The following is an 18,272-nucleotide window of genomic DNA, read 5'->3' as shown; positions in this document are numbered from 1 at the left end:
GACGTCCGGCGGGGAGCCGTCGTCGGGACGGGCCGGGGCCGGGGCTGGGGCCGGGGCGGCCGGCGGTACCCAGGCGCCGGACGGACCGGAGGGGACGGAGGAGCCGGAGGACGCGGCGCGGGCGCGGATGCGGCGGCAGACGGTCAGCGTCCAGTCGTTGCGGGCCCGGTCGGCGGACGCCCGGTCGTTACGGGCCCCGGCGGCGCGGTGTTCGACGGCGCGGTGCTCGGCGGCGCGGTGCTCGGCGGCGGCGCAGAGCAGGTCCCAGAGGCCGGCGGCGCTCCATTCGGTGAACCGGCGGTGCACGGTCTGCCAGGAGGCGCCGAACACCGGGGGCAGCCGGCGCCAGCTGCAACCGGATCCCGCCACGAACACGATGGCGGCCAGCACCTCGCGGTCGTCGACCCGGCGCTGCCCGCCGCCCTGCGGCCGTTTCGGCGTCGGCGGTATCGCCTCCTTGGCCAGATGCCAGAGGTCGTCCGGGACGAGGCGTCCGGTGAGGACGGTCGGTGCGGGCGCGGGCAGGGAGAGCGCGAGGGGGTTCCGGAAGTCCGGCGCCGACGGGCGGGCCGGACGGGCGGAACGGGTGGATAACGCGGGTGAGCTCACTTCGTTTTCTCCGTAATCGCGTGTCCACGCGGTAGGGGAAACGGGGGGTGCGCGTCGTTCGTCGGCCGGGTGCCGCGGCGGTGGGGGCCGGGCCGGCGTCTCTCGGCAACCGCCTTTTGCCTGCGGGGCATTCGGGACGTGTGCCCCGAGATCCCGAAAGAGCGCCCTTAAATCGTCGGCCAACACAATGATGGATGTACCATCACAGAAGCAGCAATGTGATCCACGTCACCAAATGTTTTTCATGTCTCACTTGGTGGCACGCCTCCCGCACGCCTTCCTGGCACATCGCGAAATGCGCCGGGGAACCGGCGGACCCCGCATCCGACGCCGGCCCTTTGCCGCCCGGAAGGCGTCACCGAGCGTGGCGGCCGCGCCCGGGCGCCCCTGACGCAGAGTGAACCCTCTTTCGAACGTACAAATTTGGACGGCCGCCAAGTGAGACGCCGGGCCGGTTACCGTGACCGCATGGTGCGACTGAGAGTGGAATTCACCACCGAACCGTTCGACCTCGACCGGCCGCCCCCACACGCCGTCGCCGCCCGGGACGCGGTCCAGGACGCGGGCTTGGACCACGTGGACGTCGGCCCCTTCGGCAACACCGCCGAGGGCGGCGCCGAGGCGGTCCTGACCGCGGTGGACGCCCTGTTGCGCCGCTCGATAGGCGCGGGCGCCACCCGCATCTCCCTCCAGGTGAACGTCCTGGACGCACCCGGCGGCACCCCGAGGACCGGCCCGTGACGCCCCCCTCCGCCGATGCCGGAACCGATGCCGGGGCCGATGCCGGGACCGAGGCCGGGACCGAGGCCGATGCCGATCGCTTCCGCGCCGCCGTGACCCCTCTGGTCGAGGCGATCGGCGGCACCCTCCTCGACCCCGCCGAAGCCCTGCCGGACGACGTGGTCCTCAGCTGGGAGGGCCGCGAGACCGTAGCCGTCCGCCTCCCCCACCTCTCCGACTCCCTCGACCGCATCCTCGCCGACCTCGAACGCCGCCACGGCGCCCCGCTCGCCGAACTCGACCGCAAGACCAAGCAGTCCATCGTCCGCACCCTGGAATCCCGCGGCGCCTTCACCCTCCGCCACGGCGTCGAAAAGGCCGCCGCGGCCCTCGGCGTCAGCCGGTTCACCATCTACAACTACCTGAACCGGGCGGAGTAGCCGGGCGTTCGGGCGTGCGGGGCGCACACGCCGGCCGGCCGCCTCGCGCCCGAGAGGCGCTCTCGGGGCCGCAGGCCCGGCACGCCGCGCGGCGACGGGCGCCCGCGGCCGACCGTCAAATGACTGATGTGCGCCCGGGCGCGGATCGACGAGAGTCAGGGGGTGCCGGGCGTTCCCGGTGGTGGACGCGGGGAACTTGCCCGCGTGCTTGTCGGACATGCGGATACGAGGAGTACCAGGATGGCAACCAGTCAGCGTCCCGCGGTGAAGTGGAAGACGGCCGTGGCCGCCGCGGCCGCGGCCCTTGCCGTCACCGGCGGCGTCGTCACGCCGGCCGGTGCCGCGCCCGGACAGGGCGCGGCGTCCGATCGCCTGAGCGTCGGAAACCAGGCTCGGTTCAGTGACGTGCAGCTCGGAGACCCGGCCCAGCCCCGCGACCACCCGGGCGGCCGTCCGTTGATCAAGCACTACTGGATCGCCAAGCTCGGGTACGGCGCCGTGACCGCACTGAACCAGCGGACCCGCAACGCCTGGCAGCGCAATTACAAGGACTGGACGGTCGCCATCGTCGGCAACAACATCCAGGGCAAGGAAGTCACCATCTACACCAAGATCACCAACTTGATCTACGGTGAAGGCGGCGTCATCGGAGCCACGACCGCTCCGACCTCCCAGGTGGCGGTCGCCCGCAACACCATCGTGGCCCAGGGGAACGTCAACATCATCACCGAGATCGTGAACGTCCACGTCGTCAGCCCCAAGTGGGAAGACGTCTACAACGCCGACTGCCGCGCCCAGGAGGACCTCCGCAACGCGGTGAAGGCGCAGCTCGCCTGCACGATGGGCTGAGCGGCAACGACGCGACCTGGGCGCCAAGCGGCGCCGAGAGAGCAGCAGCACGACACCGGAACGGCCGGTCGGTCACAGCACCGACCGGCCGTTCGCGTTGCCTGGTCCGCGCCGCGGCGACAGCATCGCTTCCGCCTCAACCGCGACGTCCCGTTCCACCTGTTCCATCCCGCGCCGCATCCACCACCAGCCTCCGCATAGGCCACACCTCCCACCGGCCGGCGGCGCCCCTTCGCCTCCTCCGGGCATCCCGCGAGACGACGACCTTGGCTCACCCCACCGCCGAACGCTCGCCGACAAGCGCGGGCCGCGCCACCGGGCTGGCATGCTACGTCGTGTACATGATGATCACCGCGCGACCGCCCGGGACGGACCGGGCGGTCGCGCGTGGACGTGGGGGAAGCATGGAACCGGCGGAAACGCCCCTGGTCGGCCGAGGGCGCGAGCTGGCCCTGCTGTCGGCGTTCGTGGCCGCGCCCGGGGGGCAGGCCCTGGTGCTGCGCGGCGAGGCGGGGGTGGGCAAGAGCGCGCTGGTCGACCAGGCGGCGCGGTGGGCGGCCCGGGCGGACCACGTACTCATCCGGGCCACCGGGGTGGAGGCCGAGTCGGAGCTGCCGTTCGCCGGGCTGCACCAGTGCCTTTACCCCCTGCTCGGCCGCACCGCCCGACCGGACAAGCGGCACGACGTGCTGGACGTGGTGTTCGGCGGCGGCGAGGGCGAGCCGCCGTCCGTGATGTCCCTCGGCATCGCCGTACTGGACCTGCTGTCGTCGGCCGCCGCCGAACGACCGCTGACCCTGCTGGTCGACGACGGCCAGTGGCTGGACGACGCCAGCGCGGAGGTGTGCGGTTTCGTGGCACGCCGGCTGACGGCCGTTCCCGTGAAGATGCTGATCGCCCTGCGGGCCGAGGCGCGTTCCGCCTTCGACCACGCCCGGCTCCCCGAACTGCCGGTCGCGGCCCTGTCGGAGGAGGACGCCGGACGCCTCCTGGCGCAGCGCCACCCCCGTCTCGACGAGCGCGTCCGGCGGGCCGTCCTGGACCACGCCCGGGGCAACCCGCTCGCCCTCCAGGAACTGCCGCCCTACCTGGCCGCGCCGCACCCGGCCGGTGACCTGTTCGCCGCCCCCGGCGTGCCGCTGCCCCGACGCCTCCAACAGCTCTACGGCACGCGGATCGAGCGCCTGGCCCCCGCCGTCCGGGCGGAGCTGCTGCGCGGCGCCCTGGACGGCGCCGCCGCCGGCCGGCTCCGGGGGCGCGTGCACGCCACGCGGTACCGGATGCGCGAGGTCGAACCGGCCGTCGCGTCGGGCCTGCTCGACGTCGACCCGGCCACGGGCGACTTCGTCTTCCGGCACCCGCTGGTCCGCTCCGCCGTCATCCAACTGGCGACGCCAGACCAGCGTCGGGCCGCCCACGTCGAACTGTCCCGGGTGCACCGGGCCGACGCCGAACGGCACGCGGGCCACCTGGCAGCCTCGGTCGCCGACCCGGACGAGGCGGTGGCCGCGGCGCTGGAAGCGGCGGCCGACTCCGCGACGCGACGCGGCGGCGCGGCGGCCGCCGTCGCCTGGCTGACCCGCGCCGCGGAGCTGAGCGAACGGCCCGCGGACCGCTCCCGGCGGCTCGGCGACGCGGCCTACCTCGCCGGCCAGGCCGCGCTGCTGGACGAGGCGCAACGGTTGCTCCACCACTCGGACCCGGAGCCCGGCACGGCCGGTTCCCTGGCCGCCGTCCTCACCTCGGCCCATGCGGACTTCGTCCAGGCCGGAGCCGTCACGCCCGCCTTCCAGCGGCTGGCGACGGCGGTCGAACGGTGGCCGGACGGGATGGCGCGGGCCGACGACGGAACCCTGGCCCGGGCGGCCGACGCGCTGGTCACCATGGCCCACTACGCGGGCGACCCCGCCCTGTGGCAGCGCGCCGAGCGGATCCTCGACTCGCTCGGCGACCGGGTCCACCCGCTGACGGCGCTGTACCGGGACGCGAGCGCCGTGGCGCGCGACGGCGCCGGGCTGCGCGGGCGCCTGGAGCAGGCGTTCGCCGCCGAGGCGCACCTCGCGCCGTGGGACCTGGCCCGGCTGGGCATCTGCGCCTCCCACGTCGACGTGCTGAGCCACTACCGCCCCCAACTGCGGCGCGCCGTCGAACGGGAGCAGGAGGCCGGCGCCGTGTCCAGCGTGATGATCATGCTGAGGATGCTGATGCTGGACCAGATGTACTCCGGCGAATGGGATGAGGCCGAGCGGACCGGGCATCAGGCGCTGGACCTGTGCACCGCGCACGGCCACGTCCTCCTCGCCTACCACACCCGTGCCGTACTCGGGCAGTTGGCGGCCCGGCAGGGGCGGCTCGGTGCCGCGCGGGAGCTGCAGTCCGCCGTGGACGCCTGGGCCCGTCCGCGCGGGGTCGGCCTCCTCACCCAGATCACGGAGGCGATCGCCACCGGAGTGGCGCTCACCGAAGGGGACTTCGAGGCGGCGTACCTCTACGCCATCGGGATGACGCCGCCGGGCAGCTTCGACCGGCACGCCCACCAGATCGCCCCGCGTGCCCTGCTCGAACTGGTGGAGGCCGCGCTCTACAGCGGCCGCCGCGAGCAGGCGCGGCGGCACGCCCTGGCGGCGTGCGCGGCGGGCCTGCCGGAGGCGTCCCCGCGGCTGGCCCTCTCCGCCTACGGCGCCCTCGCGATGACCGCGGACGACCCGGCGGAGGCGACGACGCTGTACGCGCGCGTCGAGGCGTACCCGGCGGCCGGCGACTTCCCCTTCGAGCTGGCGCGCATCCGCCTGGCCTACGGCTTCACCCTGCGGCGGCTGAAGGAACCCCGCGCGGCCCGGCAGGCCCTGGTGCCGGCCGCCGAGACGTTCGACCGCCTCGGCTGCACGGCCTGGGCGGACCGCGCCCGCACCGAACTGCGCCTCGCGGACCGGTCCCTGACCCGGCCGGGCCCGCCCGCCCCGCCCCTCACCTGGCAGGAACGCCGAATCGCCGAGCTCGCCGCGACCGGCCTGACGAACAAGGAAATCGCCGAGCGCACCCGCCTGTCCCCACGAACCGTCAGCTCCCACCTCTACCGCGTCTTCCCCAAACTCGGCATCACTTCCCGCGCCGCCCTACGCGACGCCCTGAGCAACCACGCCGACGAGGGGTGAGGCTAAAGTCGCTGTCGGCGAGGAGAGATGGGGTGGGGCATGGCGACATGGGGGCTGATCGTCGAATCGACTGTGGGAATGGGGGACCGCAAGCACGTCGAGGCTCGTGTGCTGGGGCAAGTGAGAGGGGAACGGGCGGACGCGCTGGCGCGGCTGGAGAAGGCTGCCCGGGACTACCGGCCGGCACACCCGCTCAAGCACAAGCGCCGTCGCCTCTTCCGTAGTGCTGACGGCTTTCTGCTGGTCGTCGACGGTTCGTGGCAGTCCCATGCCACCCGCTTCACGGTGGCGGAGCTACTGGAGGACAGCGCCGCCCCGGCAGAGCCGGCCGCGCCGGAAGCGAAGCCCCGACCTGGGTCCACGCCGGACGAGCCCGCCGTGGACGCGGACGGCGTACCGATACGGCCGGCCTGGCTGCGACGGCAAGACCTGGCCTGACAGGCGCCCTCAACCCGAGCGGTGGCATCGGGAGCGAGCCTTCGCCGACGAGCGGGTGGCCCACGGCCGGCCTCCCGGCATCGCGGTTTCCAAGGCGTCGTCGCACGCGGGGCACGGCGATGGTGCCGGGAGCCTCCGGGGGCCGCCGCTGTGGGGCAAGGGGATCGGGTGGAGGGTGGTCATCGGTTCCTCGGGTGGCAGGTGGGGCAGGTGCAGGGCGGGAAGCGGAGGGGTGAGTCCGGCGGGCGGTCGGTGTGGGGGAGGTGGGTGACCGTGGTCTCGTACGTCCGGCCGCCGTCCCGGGAGACGCGGAGCGTCAGGCGTGAACGCGGCGCCTTCGGAACGGCGTTCATCGCTTCTCCCAGAGGCCGGCGTCCTTCAGCTCCCGCACCGTGGCGATGCGGTGTTCGTCGTACGGGCAGTCCCATTCGCTCCCGCCGTCCGGCGCGCTCAGCACGATGTGCGTGAACGTCTGGCGCACGACCTGGCCGACCCGGCCGTCACGGGTGTCGGTGGCCCAGTTGCCGTATCGCACCATTACCCCTTGCCCCTCTCGGCTGCCGTAGCCCCCGTTGCGGGCTTCCTGAAGTGCACGAAGCCGCCGTGGGCCGCTATGGCGGCGACGATGGCGCGGTACCGCTCCTCCGAGCGGGGCAACATGGCGCGGTGGAGCGTCAGGAGAGCCGCGGCCCCGCGTCCTGAGAAGTGCCCGAGGGCTCGGTCGAGGTGCCTGCGCTCTGCGGACCCGCACCGCTTGCCGGCCCAAGCGATCACGTCGATGACGTGCCAGCCGAGCGCGTAGGCGCAGTCCTGGCACTCCTGTCGGGCCGGCGCGAGTTCGGCCGCAGTCGGCGCGTGGACGTAGATCACACAAGGGAACGGCTCGACGGACGACACGAAGCCGGACGCGGTGTCCAGGAGGCGGCGACGGCGTTCGCGGTCGCTCGCCGAACGGCGTGACTCAGGGGAGGGTTGGGGGTCGCCCCACTGTTTTCCCGGCATGCCCGCATCTTGCTGCGACAGGCGTGGCGGGAGAACCGACGAAGCGTACGACCTCTTGAGGTCACCGAGGGTGACTCGTACGCTCCGTATGGGTCACGCGATCAAGGGCACGCCGATGAGCTCGCCGATGCTGCGGACCTTTGCCGAGGAGACCTTCGCCAGCCGTCGGCCGATCACCCCGGGCAGGGCCTGGTGCCGCACCCACTCTGGGGCTTCGAGCCCCACCTCGATGAGCGTGTCGCCGGCCTTGTCGTAGAGCCCGGCAGCGCATTGGGCGAGAGCCACGTCGAGCCTGTACCGGTTCCTCGCGACCATGGACATGGTGCGAGGCAGGCACTGCATCCCGGGTTCGGCGGCAAGCTTCAATGCGCGCCCGAAGTTCTTCAGCGCCACCTGCACGCCAACGGCTTCCGCCTTGGCCGCGGTCGGTCCGAAGCTCGTGCCGTAGAGGTCAACGTCCCGGCCGAGGCGGGCGGCTGCCGCCGTCGCCTGTGACAGGTAGTTCTGGGCCGCGTCCTCGTCCTCGTGACGGGAGGCGGCGACCGCGGCGGAGATCATCAGCCGCCCGTAGGCGACCAGTTCCGGCTGCGTCGCGCGGCTGAACCTCGGCTCCACCGTCAGGGCGGCCCGCTCGGCGACGGCCATGGCCCGAGGGAGCTTGGCGCTGCGGAGGTACACCCACGACAGGGTGGACTCCAGGAGCGCGAGGAGCACCGGGTCGTCGGCCGTGGTGGCCCACCGCTTCGCCGAGACCAGGGCCCCGAGGGCGAGATCCCGCTGCCCGAGCCCGTTGGCGCAGGACGCGGCCACCCGGTAGGTGCTCGCCAGGATCGCCCCGAGCCGCTCCCGTTCGGCGTCCGTCGCGGTCGCGTACCGGGCGTGCCCCTCCATCAGCACCTTGGAAGCGAGCGTGCTGACCTGGGTGTTGTCACCGGCCCAGTAGGCGGCCCATGCCTCGTCCCGGGCGCGGGCGAGTTCCCCGACGCCGCTCGGGTCCTCGATCGCGTCCCAGTCTCCCAACGCACTGTCGTGGACGGCGTCGGAGAGGCGCCGCAGCGCCGTGCGGTCCTCGCGGTTCATGCCGTGCCGCGGCGCCTGCTGGCCGAGCAGCACGGACACGTCCGTGCGCAGCGCGGCGGCGAACTTCAGCAGGGAGCCCACCGAGAGATCCCCCTTGTCCTGCTCCGCCTTCTGCACCAGGGCAAGGGACACGCCGGCCGCCTCGGCGAGGCCCTGCTGCGTCATGTCGGAGCCGCGCAGGGCCTTGATGCGCTTGCCGGTCGTCAGGTCCGCCCAACTGGCCATGGACACCCCAAGAGGTCGGAGGGTTCGGTGACTTCCACCCCGATGGTAGGCGGCGCGGCACTCGGCCCCGGTGTCGAGTGGCAGGGGCGGAGTAGCAGCTACAGCGTGGCCGTGGCCGTGGCCGTTGCCGGGGCAAAGCCCGGTTCGGTGCCCGGGCGCACGCCGATCAGTGCCGACACCCGCCGGACGCGGGCGGTCGAGGCCCGTCCGACCTTCTGCATGATCACGCTGGCAGCGCTTGGTGGCGGGCCCACACGGGGGCGTGCACCAGAGCCTTCTCCAGCGTGTCGAGGGAGGCGTCCCACAGCCGGGCGTCGGCCTCGGCCATGGCCTTGTCCATCGCGAAGCGGTTGCGCGCGGCCTCGGTGAGGGCGCTCAGGCTGGTCTCCGGGATACCCCGGATCAGCTCCAGGGCCTTGCCGGCCTGCCCGAGCGCCACGGCGATGCCGACCGCCTGGGTGTCCGCCGTGACCGGGCCGAACAGGGTTCCGTAGGCGCGGTGTTCCGCGCCCAGCCGGGCGCCCGTCGCGGTCGCCAGGGACAGGAAGCTCTTGACCAGGTCCTTGTTCTGCATGCGGCTCGCCACGACCGCCGCGAAATTGATGTGCGACCCGTAGACGGTCAACTGGTCGGCGGTCGCCCGCGAGAACCGCGGCTCGATGTCCACGGCCGCCTTCTCGGCCAGACGCAGCGCGTCGTCCGACCGCTCCGCCGCCGCCTGGGCGTGGCCGATCGCCGCGTAGGCCAGGTCGCGCGACCCCATCAGGTTGGCGACGTACGCCGCCAGCCGGTAGGCGTCGGCCAAGAGCCCTTACCGCGCAGGATCTTGATGCGCTCGCCGTTGCTGTAGTCGCTCCACCGCATGGCCGCTCACTCCGTTCCACCGTCGGTCACCCTTGAACGTACCCGCCCCCCGCCTCGCGGAGCCCAGTGGAGGCCGCGAGTGCGACGTCACGGATGACGAAGGATCAGCCGGCTTCGGGTCCGACCGTGGTGCCTGTCGGCCGATCGGCGCGAACACAGCCGTGCGGAGCGCGGCAGCGAATTCCCACAGGGGGAGCGTCACTCATTCGGAGTACGGCGGTCCGGTTGTCGTATCTGGTGTCCGGCGGCTTCGTTGGTGGATACGTCTCTTACGGTAGGGCCGTGCACCGAGGCATCACGCCTGCCCGGTGGCAGCCCCCACATCCCAGTGGAAGGGCTCGATGAAGCTCGTCTCCTTCGGACCGTCGTTCACAGCGCTCGCTCTGGCCGTCACGGCCACCGTCGGTCTTGCTGCCGGCAACGCTGCCGCCGTGGACCGTCACCATCACCCCGAGCGGCTGAACGCCACCGCCTACTACGGCACCCTCGACATCGTCGGACGGCAAACGAACAACCTGAAGGCCAAGTTCACCAAGGTCGACGGCACCGCCGTCGCCGGGCTGCCGGTGAAGTTCACCGTTTCCTGGGACAGGTTCTTCCTGTGCGAGGCGACCACGGACACCAACGGGTACGCCGAGTGCAAGAACTCCCCTCTGCCGGCGCCGCTCCCGCTGACGCAGCTCGTCCTCCACGGGTATGACGCCACCTTCGACGGCAACCACCAGTACGCTCCGGCCAGTGCGCACAACTCGGTCGGAGTGCCGTAGTAGGCAGGAACCCTTCCTGACGGAGGGCTCATGGCACCGGTTCGGGATGCGGCGATTTCCCGGGCCGGTGCTGTGCCGCGTGTGCCGGGGCGCGTCGGCACGGGTCGCGCGACGGCTGCGGGGCTTCCTGAAACGCGCGTGTGACGGGAACGCGCGCCGCCGAACGGTGGCGTGGAAGCGCTGCGTTCGGAAAGCCGCCGGGACGCCCTTCACCGGAAAGGCCCTGCCGGCGACGTCGGCGGCGGCAGCGAAGGCTGCGGCGCTTCCGAGTCGAGTGGCAGGCCGGGAGCGGTGGCGACGCCGGGCAGCGCCCATGCGGCGAGCATCCCCCTGAGCGGCGCAAGCCGTCGCTTTGCCCTAGAATCGGGAGGTGTTGGTGAATTTATCCCGATAGTGCAGAGATCGCAGTGCCGCGCGCCGGTGGTGGGGCACCGCCTCACGCGGGGTGCTCCCGGACGGCCGTGCGCCGGCGGGGCGCAGTTCACGGAATCCCCTTGTGGGAACACTGCGGGACGAGCAGGCTCCGCCGAGCTCTGTCCGCACATCAGCCGCCCGCCTAGACCGGCCCTGGCACACGGGAGCCAAAGCCTCCCGGATGAACGTGAGTTCCCGCGTGTGTTCGCTTTGGCCGACCGTGTCCGGGTCCCCGAAAGCGAGACGGATCTCCTTCGCACGATGCGAGGTACCCAAGGATGAGCGCTCACCTGCCGCGCACGGAGTCGGCGCGAGGAATCCGGGGAGGCGGCGTGCGCCGCCGCGAGTTCCTGGGCGTGGCCGCGTTGACGCCCGCTGCGGCCGCCGGGCTGGGATCAGGCGGCCTCGTCACCCCTGCCGGCGCGGTGCCCGCGCACCGGGCCGGACACCCGCTCACGCCCGTCCCGTCCGACCTCGCGACCTGGGCCGAGGTCGCGAAGGCGCTCGGCCGCGGCGGCAACATGGTCCGCGGGCTCTACTACCACACGCCCTTCCTCCGCTGGGACCTCCGCGTCGTCTCGCACGGCGTCACCGTCACCCCCGGCCTCGCGCTCGGGTCCCACGTGTCGTTCGTCCGCTACGGCGACGGCAGCACCCTGGCCATGGGCGACGTGATCGTCCCGGAGGACCGCTCGCAGCGGCTCACCGATGTCCTGCAGCGGCACGGGTTCGTCCAGACCGCGATCCACAAGCACCTGCTGGCCCATTCCCCGCCGCTCTGGTGGATGCACATCCACGCGCACGGTCACGACCCCGTCCGGCTGGCCCGGGACGTACGCGCCGTGGTGGAGACGACCGGCGCCCCGCCGCCCCGTCCGCCCGCGCCGCCGCGCCGGATCGACCTGGACACGGCGGGGATCGACGCCGCGCTCGGCGTCCCGGGGACCACCGCCAACGGGGTCCACGTCTGCACGTTCATCCGCCGCGAGACCATCGTGGACGGGGACCGCGCCCTCCCGCCCGGCCTCGGCGCCACCACGGCCTTCACCTTCCAGCCGCTGGGCGGCGGCCGGGCCGCGCTCAACGGGGACTTCTCCATGACCGGCCAGGAGGTGCAGGGCGTCCTCGCCACCCTGCGCCGCGGCTCGATCGACCTGGTCGAACTGCACAACCACGGCCTGACGGACGAGCCGCGCCTCTTCTTCCTCCACCTCTGGGCGGTCGGCGACGCCGTCACCCTCGCCCGGGCGCTGCGCCGCGCGGTGTCGCTCACCAACGTCAAGCCGGCGCCCGGTACCGCGTGAGCCGCCGGCGGATCAGCCGAAGGCCCGCCGCTTCACCGACCGTCGCGCGGTCGCCCGGAGTGCGTGTGCCGTGTCGATGACTGCCGTACGTGCCCGGTGGGCGGACTCCCGGAGCGGGCCGAGGGAGCGCCTGCCGGGGCCGCGGCGCAGCAGGTCCTCGTAGAGGGCGAGGTGCTGGTCGGCGATGTGGGACGGGGTGAAGCGGGCCGAGTTCTCCCGGGCCGCCCGGCCCATGCGCCGGCGCAGCGGTTCGTCGCGGATGAGGTCGCACAGCGCGGCGGCGAGGGACTCGGCGTCGCCGACGGGGACCAGACGGCCGTCGACGCCGTCGGTGATGATCTCGCGCGGGCCGTGCGGGCAGTCGGTCGCCACGACCGGGAGGCCGCAGCGCATGGCCTCGACAATGGTCATGCCGAACGACTCCCGGTCGGAGGCGGAGACGGCGATCGACGCCTTCGCGAGCTCCGGCGTCAGGGTGTCCACGTGGTCGTGGAGGGAGACGTGGGCGGTCAGGCCGAGGTCGTCGATGAGGGCGGTCAGGGCGCGCTTCTCGTCACCCGTCGTGTCGCCCCGGCCGAAGACGCGGAGCCGCCAGTCCGGGTGGGCGGCGGCGACGGTCGCGAAGGCCCGGATGAGGAGGTCGTAGCGCTTCACCGGGATGAGGCGTCCCGCCGCCACGACGGTCTTGCCGGCGGCGGCGGATCCCGTGCCCGCGGCCACGGTGGGGACGCTGTTCGCGATCGCCCGTATGCGCAGGTCGGGCAGGCCCAGCCGCCGGTAGGCGTGCGCGTCCGTCTCCGTCACCGTGGTGAGCGCGTCCAGCAGCGGGTAGCGGTGGCGTATCTCGTGGCGCATGCGCAGGCCGTGGCCGGAGAGGGTGAGGTGTTCCTGGCCCACCCGGATGGCCGCGGGGTGGGCCTGGCGGGCGATGTGGACGTTCAGGCCCGGCCTGGTGCCGACGATCACGTCCGTCTCCAGCTCGGACAGGTAGCGGCCGATGCGCTCGTCCGTGAGGCGGCTGTACTGCCGGTGGCGGCCGTCCGCGCGCGGGAAGATCCTGGCCGGCTCGGCGTGGCGCGGGTCGTCGCCGTCGTAGCGCGGGGAGCCGCGCCACAGGTCCACCAGGTGGGTCAGCCGCACGCCCGGCGGGGCGCCCATGGCGGGCGTCTCGCGGTAGCGGAGGGCCGAGACGATCTCCACCTCGTGGTGGGCGGCCAGTGCCGTGGCGAGGTTGAACGTCGATCTGATCGTGCCGCCGACGGTGTAGGCGTTGTGCAGGAGGAAGGAGATACGCATGGGCTGGCACACCTCCGGGTGGCGGCTGGTCGGGCGGAGCCCCAGCATGCGGGAACCAAGCCAAAGGTGATCTAAAGAACCCAAAGGTCATCTTCAGGAAAGAAACGCGCGACATGACAGGCTTCGCCCTGTGACAAGCATCCTGGTCGTCGAGGACGATCCGCAGCTCGGGCCCGCGCTCCACCGCGGCCTCACCGCGGAGGGCTACCGCGTCGAACTCGTCCGCGACGGCACCACCGGGCTGCAGCGCGCCCTGACCGGCGGCCACGCCCTCATCGTCCTGGACATCATGCTGCCCGGTCCCAACGGCTACCGCATCTGCGCCGCCCTCCGCGCCGCAGGTCTCACCACGCCCGTGCTGATGCTCACCGCGAAGGACGGCGAGTACGACGAGGCGGAGGGCCTGGACACCGGCGCCGACGACTACCTGGTCAAGCCGTTCTCCTCGGTGGTCCTGCTCGCCCGGCTGCGGGCCCTGCTGCGCCGGGGCGGCACCGCCGCGAACGGCCGGTCCGTGCTGCGCGTCGGCGACCTGTGGGCGGACGTGACCTCCCGCCGCGCGGGCCGCGGCGACGTCGAGTTCGCCCTGACGCCGAAGGAGTTCGCGATCCTCACCTGCCTGCTGCACGCACCGGACCGCCCGGTGTCGAAGGAGGAGATCCTCGACGAGGTGTGGGACCCGGCCTACACCGGTGGCACCGCCATCGTGGAGGTCTACATCTCCGCGCTGCGCAAGAAGGTCGACGCCCCCTTCGCCACCCACAGCATCGAGACCGTCCGCGGGCACGGGTACCGCCTCACGCCCCGGGAGCAGCCCTGATGGCCCGCACCCGCACCCGCACCCGCACCCGCACCCGCACCCGCACCCGCACCCGAGCCCTGCTCGCCCGCCTGCCCGGACAGGCGCGCATCGCCCTCGTGGCCGGCCTCACCGCCCTCGTGCTGTTCGGCGCCGGGGCGTGGTGGCTGTTCCGGCACGCCCGCGAGGACGCCGCCCGGGCGACGGACAACCGGGCGTACGAGCTGTCCACGCAACTCGCCGCCCAGGCCGCCGCCGGCAAGGAGATCCTCGGCGACCCCCTGCGCGGCTGGCCCCTCATCGAGATCGACCGGACCGGACGTACCGTCGCCGCGGCCGGCGGCACCCAGCACCTCACCGACCTGGCGGCGCTGCTCCCCCCGCCCCCCGACCAGCCTCCCCACCGGGCGACCTCCGGCTCGCAGCGGGGGACGGTCCACGTCGGGGCGGTCGACGAGAGCGACCGCGACCGCTTCCACCGCCCCGACGGGACGCTGAAGCCGCCGCCCGTCAGCAACACCACCGCCGAGCAGCGGGCCCTCATCGCCCACCGGCAGGCCCACGTGCTCGCCCACCGCACCATGACCGTCTTCGCCACCGCCGTGCACGTCCCCGCGCACGCCTGCCGCCTGCCCACCGAGCCCGACGGGTCGTGCCGCGCCACCCTCTACGTCCTCGTGCCGCCCGACGACGCCGAGGCGGTCGCCGCCCCGCTCCGCACGCCGCTCACCGCCGGGGTCCCGCTGGCCGGGCTGCTGGTCGCCGCCCTCGCCTGGGCCGCCGCGCGCCGCTCGCTGCGCCCGGTCGAGGCCATCCGGCGGGAGGTCGCCGAGATCACCGACACCAGCCTCGACCGCCGGGTCCCCGTCCCCGAGGCCCGGGACCCCGTCCGTCGCCTGGCGCTGACCACCAACACCACGCTGGACCGGCTGGAGACCGCCGTCGACCGCCAGCGCCGCTTCGTCGCGGACGCCTCGCACGAACTGCGGTCGCCCATCGCCGCGTTGCGCTACGAGCTGGAGACCGCCCTCGCCCACCCCGACACCGTCGACGCGCACGAGACGCTCCGGAACGCCCTCACCGCCACCCGGCGCGTCCACACCCTCACCGAGGACCTGCTGCTGCTGGCCCGCCCCGACCGGCCCGCCGCCCACTCCCTCACCGACCTGGCCGGGATCGCCGCGGAACTCGTCCACGAGTACGAGCAGCGCGGTCACCCCGTCTCCCTGCGTGGCGGCCCGGACCAGGCTCCCGTCCGCGGCGACGGCCTCCAACTGCACCGCCTGCTGCGCAACCTCCTCGACAACGCCGTGCGGCACGCACGCACCGCCGTCGTCCTGAAGGTCACCCCCGACGGCCGGACGCACACCGTCACCGTCGCCGTCCACAACGACGGCACGCCGCTGGCCCCGGACGCGTACGAACGCGTCTTCGAGCGGTTCACGCGGCTCGACGAGGCCCGTACCCGCGACGCGGGAGGCAGCGGGCTCGGGCTGGCCATCGCGCGGGACATCGCCGAGCGCCACCACGGCACCCTCACCGCCCGCTCCGACCACCCGCGTCCCGGCACCACCTTCACCCTCGTCCTGCCAGGGCCGAAGTGAGCTACCAGGGCACCTCCTTCCCCTCGTAGTCGACGAAGTGCAGGCCCGGCACGCCGCTGTGGCGCTCGATCGCCTCCGCCACCCCCGGAACGCTCTCCTCCACGCTGAGCTCCGCCTCCGGGCCGCCGAGGTCGGTGCGGACCCAGCCCGGGTCCAGGAGCAGCAGCGTGCGGGTGTCCTCGGCATGGCGGGCGGCGTGGCAGCGCATCAGCTGGTTGAGGGCGGACTTGCTGGCGCGGTAGAGGTCCTGGCCGCCCTCGGTGTTGAGGGAGACGCTGCCCTGGTCGGAGGACATGACGCCGATGGTCCCGGTCGGGGGGACCAGCGGGCGGAGGGTCTCCACGACACGCATCGGGCTCAGCGCGTTGGTGACCATGACCTCGGTGAACATGTCCGTCGGGACCTCGCCGATCGGCAGGTCGCCGCGCGTTATCGCGGCGTTGACGAAGAGCAGGTCGAGCGTGCGCGACGCCAGCCGGTCGCGCAGTGCCGCGATCTGCTCGGGATCGGTCATCTCCAGCGTCTCGACGGTCACCCGGCCTCCGGAGGCGTCGGCGAGGTCGTGCAGGCCGGTGCGTCCGGTGCCGCGGACGGTGCCGATGACGTCCCAGCCGCGCCGGAGGAGTTCGGTGGCCAGCCCGAGGCCCAGGGTCCGGGAGGCCCCGACGACGAGGGCGGTCTTGCGGGTCTCGGTCATGTGATTCCTGTTCTGAGGACGGATCCGACGGACGGCCTCAGTCTCCGAGCGCGCCCGGGTGGGCGTCCAATACCCTTCCCTCCCCATTGATACCGTTCGGGCATGGATCTGGACCTGCGCAAGCTCCGCTACTTCGTCGCGGTCGCCGAGCACCGGCACTTCGGCCGGGCGGCCCAGGCGCTGTTCATCGCGCAGCCGGTCCTCAGCCGGCAGATCCGCGCCTTCGAGCAGGAGTTGGGCTGCCTGCTGCTCACCCGCACCACGCGCAGCGTCGAACTCACCGCCGCCGGGCGGCAGCTGTACGACGAGGCGCGCCGCATCACCCCGGTCGTGGCGGCGGCGCTGCGGCGGGTGCAGGAGGCCGACCGGGGCGAGCAGCGGCTCGTCGTCGCCTTCTCGCCCGGCCTGCACGTCTCGGACGCCATCCGGGCGTTCACCGCGCGCCACCCGGACGTCGCCATCGACGTCTTCCCGCTGCGCTGGTGGGAGCAGGACGCGCCGCTGCGCGACGGCCGCGCGCACGTCGGCTTCCTCCGGCGGCCGTTCGACGACGCGGGGCTGCGCACCGTCCCGATCGGCCGCGAGCGCAAGGTCGCCTGCCTGCCGGTGACGCACCCGCTGGCCGGCCGCCCCGCGCTCACGACGGCCGATCTCGACGGCGAGCCGGTCCTCGACGTCAGGAGGCTGCGGATGTCCTCGCTGGAGGAGAAGTTCGAGCTCATCGCGTCCGGGCAGGGCCTCGCGCTCGTCCCCCTCAGCGTCGCCGGCTGGTACCCCCGCCCCGACGTCGTCTACCTGCCCGTCACCGACGCCCTGCCCGTCGAGACCTGCCTGGCCGCCCCGGAGGCCGACGGCGCCGGCCCGGTGCCGGCCTTCCTGGACATCGCCACCGAGGTGCTCCGGCGGCGCGACGGCGAGGGGCGCCAGGACGGCCGGCAGCGCGACGGCGCCGCGCGCCAGGACGGCCGACGGTCCGGGCGGTCGTGAATCCGCGGCAACCGGGCCGCATGACCGCCGTGTTGCCCGGGTATCCCGCCAGGCGTGGTATTTCAACAAAGTGTTGACGCCGAGGTGTCCAGGGCGTTAGCTGTGCGCAGCGCGTCCGAGTGCGGCGAGAAGCGCCACGGAGGTTCCCGTGTCTTCGAGTTCGGTGCCGGTGCCGGGGCTCACCCGGTTCAACGCGGCGGAGGACGGTGCGGCCCGGGCCGCGCTGGCGGAGGTCTGCGCGAGTACGGCGTGGGCGGCGGAGGTGCTGGCCGGCCGGCCGTACGCCGACGTCGGAGCGCTGCTCGCTGCCTCCGACGCGGCGGTGGCGCGGCTGGACGAGGCCGGGCTCGACGCGGCGCTCGCCGGGCACCCGCCGATCGGGCGGCCCACCCCGGGGGACGCCGTCTCGGCCGGTGAGCAGCGCGGCATGGCCGGTGCCCCGCCCGGCCTGGCCGCCGAGGTGCGCGAGCTGAACCTCGCCTACCAGGAGCGGTTCGGCCACGTCTTCCTCGTCTGCGCCACCGGCCTGTCCGCAGAGGAACTGCGCGACGCCCTCCGGCGCCGGCTCGGCAACCCGCCCCAGCGCGAACGCGACGTCGCGAGAGCCGAGTTGGGGCGTATCAACAGACTGCGGCTGGCCCGGCTCGTCGAGGACGAGCGGGGGGCCGGGCCGGACGCCAAGCCCGCCACCGTCTCCACCCACGTCCTCGACACCGCCGCCGGCCGCCCCGCCGTCGGGGTGTCCGTGGCCCTCACCGTCCGCACCGAGGGCGCCTGGTCGGCGCTCGGCGCCGCCGAGACCGACGGGGACGGCCGGTGCGGAAACCTTCCCGCACTGCCCGGCGACGCCACCCACGCGCGGCTGCTGTTCGACGTCGGACCCCACCTGTCCCGTGAACGAGCCGGGGGCGCAGCGTTCTTCCCCGAGGTCACGGCCGTCTTCGCCGTGACGCCGGGGGAGCACCACCACGTACCGCTGCTGCTCAGCCCCTTCGGCTACTCCGTCTACCGAGGGAGCTAGC

General features: G+C 73.4%; 17 protein-coding genes and 1 pseudogene. 11 read left to right on the top strand and 7 right to left on the bottom strand.

Annotated elements, in window-relative coordinates:
* Window positions 1-264: 264 nt before the first annotated feature.
* Window positions 265-525 (bottom strand): annotated as a pseudogene (locus JNW98_RS11025) (transposase); the annotation flags it as partial.
* Window positions 526-1,077: 552 nt separating this feature from the next.
* Here JNW98_RS11025 and JNW98_RS11020 point away from each other — a divergent pair.
* From JNW98_RS11020 to JNW98_RS11000, 5 genes are all read left to right on the top strand, one after another.
* Window positions 1,078-1,350, top strand: a complete 273-nt coding sequence (locus JNW98_RS11020) for a YkoF family thiamine-binding protein (RefSeq protein ID WP_223767961.1) — start codon at window positions 1,078-1,080, stop codon at window positions 1,348-1,350.
* A gap of 92 nt (window positions 1,351-1,442) precedes the next feature.
* Window positions 1,443-1,769, top strand: coding sequence for a helix-turn-helix domain-containing protein (locus JNW98_RS11015; RefSeq protein ID WP_223767993.1), 327 nt, complete (start codon window positions 1,443-1,445; stop codon window positions 1,767-1,769).
* 240 nt (window positions 1,770-2,009) lie between these two features.
* Window positions 2,010-2,618: a hypothetical protein gene (locus JNW98_RS11010; protein ID WP_223767960.1), complete on the top strand. Its 609-nt coding sequence runs from the start codon at window positions 2,010-2,012 to the stop codon at window positions 2,616-2,618.
* Between the two features lie 404 nt (window positions 2,619-3,022).
* Complete coding sequence (locus JNW98_RS11005) at window positions 3,023-5,773, top strand: AAA family ATPase (protein WP_223767959.1); 2,751 nt, start codon at window positions 3,023-3,025, stop codon at window positions 5,771-5,773.
* Between the two features lie 78 nt (window positions 5,774-5,851).
* On the top strand, window positions 5,852-6,211 hold the full coding sequence (locus JNW98_RS11000; RefSeq protein WP_372459211.1) for a hypothetical protein: 360 nt from the start codon (window positions 5,852-5,854) through the stop codon (window positions 6,209-6,211).
* Window positions 6,212-6,560: 349 nt separating this feature from the next.
* Here JNW98_RS11000 and JNW98_RS10995 read toward each other — a convergent pair whose 3' ends face one another.
* The 4 genes from JNW98_RS10995 to JNW98_RS10980 all read right to left on the bottom strand — a co-directional run bounded on the left by JNW98_RS10995 (window position 6,561) and on the right by JNW98_RS10980 (window position 9,323).
* Entirely contained in the window at window positions 6,561-6,749 is a 189-nt protein-coding gene (locus JNW98_RS10995) for a hypothetical protein (RefSeq protein WP_223767957.1), read from the bottom strand.
* A complete protein-coding gene (locus JNW98_RS10990) occupies window positions 6,749-7,213 on the bottom strand; it encodes a hypothetical protein (protein WP_223767956.1) in 465 nt (154 codons plus the stop codon). Before JNW98_RS10990 ends, JNW98_RS10995 begins: the two co-directional genes overlap by 1 nt.
* Before the next feature lie 93 nt (window positions 7,214-7,306).
* The gene (locus JNW98_RS10985; protein ID WP_223767955.1) at window positions 7,307-8,518 is read right to left on the bottom strand and encodes a helix-turn-helix domain-containing protein; all 1,212 of its coding nucleotides are present in this window, start codon (window positions 8,516-8,518) and stop codon (window positions 7,307-7,309) included.
* A gap of 223 nt (window positions 8,519-8,741) precedes the next feature.
* Complete coding sequence (locus tag JNW98_RS10980; protein ID WP_223767954.1) at window positions 8,742-9,323, bottom strand: hypothetical protein; 582 nt, start codon at window positions 9,321-9,323, stop codon at window positions 8,742-8,744.
* Window positions 9,324-9,690: 367 nt separating this feature from the next.
* On the opposite strand from JNW98_RS10980, the gene JNW98_RS10975 reads away from it, so the two are divergent.
* Both JNW98_RS10975 and JNW98_RS10970 read left to right on the top strand, forming a co-directional pair.
* A complete protein-coding gene (locus JNW98_RS10975; protein ID WP_223767953.1) occupies window positions 9,691-10,149 on the top strand; it encodes an Ig-like domain-containing protein in 459 nt (152 codons plus the stop codon).
* Between the two features lie 692 nt (window positions 10,150-10,841).
* Window positions 10,842-11,867 carry a DUF1259 domain-containing protein gene (locus JNW98_RS10970; protein WP_223767952.1) on the top strand — a complete coding sequence of 342 codons (1,026 nt, stop codon included), beginning with the start codon at window positions 10,842-10,844 and terminating at the stop codon, window positions 11,865-11,867.
* A 12-nt stretch (window positions 11,868-11,879) separates the two neighbouring features.
* On the opposite strand, the gene JNW98_RS10965 is transcribed toward JNW98_RS10970, so the two are convergent.
* Window positions 11,880-13,163: a glycosyltransferase family 4 protein gene (locus JNW98_RS10965; protein ID WP_223767951.1), complete on the bottom strand. Its 1,284-nt coding sequence runs from the start codon at window positions 13,161-13,163 to the stop codon at window positions 11,880-11,882.
* 130 nt (window positions 13,164-13,293) lie between these two features.
* Here JNW98_RS10965 and JNW98_RS10960 point away from each other — a divergent pair, with 130 nt between their 5' ends.
* Window positions 13,294-13,983, top strand: coding sequence for a response regulator transcription factor (locus JNW98_RS10960; protein WP_223767950.1), 690 nt, complete (start codon window positions 13,294-13,296; stop codon window positions 13,981-13,983).
* The gene (locus JNW98_RS10955) at window positions 13,983-15,566 is read left to right on the top strand and encodes a sensor histidine kinase (RefSeq protein ID WP_223767949.1); all 1,584 of its coding nucleotides are present in this window, start codon (window positions 13,983-13,985) and stop codon (window positions 15,564-15,566) included. Before JNW98_RS10960 ends, JNW98_RS10955 begins: the two co-directional genes overlap by 1 nt.
* A 1-nt stretch (window position 15,567) precedes the next feature.
* Here JNW98_RS10955 and JNW98_RS10950 read toward each other — a convergent pair whose 3' ends face one another.
* Window positions 15,568-16,263 (bottom strand): SDR family NAD(P)-dependent oxidoreductase, encoded by a 696-nt coding sequence (locus JNW98_RS10950; protein ID WP_223767948.1) that lies wholly within the window; start codon window positions 16,261-16,263, stop codon window positions 15,568-15,570.
* Window positions 16,264-16,365: 102 nt separating this feature from the next.
* On the opposite strand from JNW98_RS10950, the gene JNW98_RS10945 reads away from it, so the two are divergent.
* Both JNW98_RS10945 and uraD read left to right on the top strand, forming a co-directional pair.
* Window positions 16,366-17,250: a LysR family transcriptional regulator gene (locus tag JNW98_RS10945; protein WP_223767947.1), complete on the top strand. Its 885-nt coding sequence runs from the start codon at window positions 16,366-16,368 to the stop codon at window positions 17,248-17,250.
* Between the two features lie 148 nt (window positions 17,251-17,398).
* On the top strand, window positions 17,399-18,271 hold the full coding sequence (gene uraD / locus JNW98_RS10940; RefSeq protein ID WP_223767946.1) for a 2-oxo-4-hydroxy-4-carboxy-5-ureidoimidazoline decarboxylase: 873 nt from the start codon (window positions 17,399-17,401) through the stop codon (window positions 18,269-18,271).
* Window position 18,272: the final 1 nt, after the last annotated feature.

The organism is Streptomyces huiliensis, assembly GCF_020037025.1.
In the GTDB taxonomy this organism is placed as follows: Bacteria; Actinomycetota; Actinomycetes; order Streptomycetales; family Streptomycetaceae; genus Streptomyces; species Streptomyces huiliensis.
The sequence above is the reverse complement of the archived record's forward strand: the minus strand, read 5'-3'. Positions and strand labels throughout refer to the sequence as shown.

Excerpts from the sequence above, each read along its gene's own strand:
- JNW98_RS11020 (WP_223767961.1), top strand. The coding sequence starts at position 1,078 with ATGGTGCGACTGAGAGTGGAATTCACCACCGAACCGTTCGACCTCGAC.
- JNW98_RS11010 (WP_223767960.1), top strand. The coding sequence starts at position 2,010 with ATGGCAACCAGTCAGCGTCCCGCGGTGAAGTGGAAGACGGCCGTGGCC.
- JNW98_RS10945 (WP_223767947.1), top strand. The coding sequence starts at position 16,366 with ATGGATCTGGACCTGCGCAAGCTCCGCTACTTCGTCGCGGTCGCCGAG.
- JNW98_RS10970 (WP_223767952.1), top strand. The coding sequence starts at position 10,842 with ATGAGCGCTCACCTGCCGCGCACGGAGTCGGCGCGAGGAATCCGGGGA.
- JNW98_RS10950 (WP_223767948.1), bottom strand. The coding sequence starts at position 16,263 with ATGACCGAGACCCGCAAGACCGCCCTCGTCGTCGGGGCCTCCCGGACC.
- JNW98_RS10995 (WP_223767957.1), bottom strand. The coding sequence starts at position 6,749 with ATGGTGCGATACGGCAACTGGGCCACCGACACCCGTGACGGCCGGGTC.
- JNW98_RS11000 (WP_372459211.1), top strand. The coding sequence starts at position 5,852 with ATGGGGGACCGCAAGCACGTCGAGGCTCGTGTGCTGGGGCAAGTGAGA.
- JNW98_RS10965 (WP_223767951.1), bottom strand. The coding sequence starts at position 13,163 with ATGCGTATCTCCTTCCTCCTGCACAACGCCTACACCGTCGGCGGCACG.
- JNW98_RS10955 (WP_223767949.1), top strand. The coding sequence starts at position 13,983 with ATGGCCCGCACCCGCACCCGCACCCGCACCCGCACCCGCACCCGCACC.
- JNW98_RS11005 (WP_223767959.1), top strand. The coding sequence starts at position 3,023 with ATGGAACCGGCGGAAACGCCCCTGGTCGGCCGAGGGCGCGAGCTGGCC.
- JNW98_RS10990 (WP_223767956.1), bottom strand. The coding sequence starts at position 7,213 with ATGCCGGGAAAACAGTGGGGCGACCCCCAACCCTCCCCTGAGTCACGC.
- JNW98_RS10985 (WP_223767955.1), bottom strand. The coding sequence starts at position 8,518 with ATGGCCAGTTGGGCGGACCTGACGACCGGCAAGCGCATCAAGGCCCTG.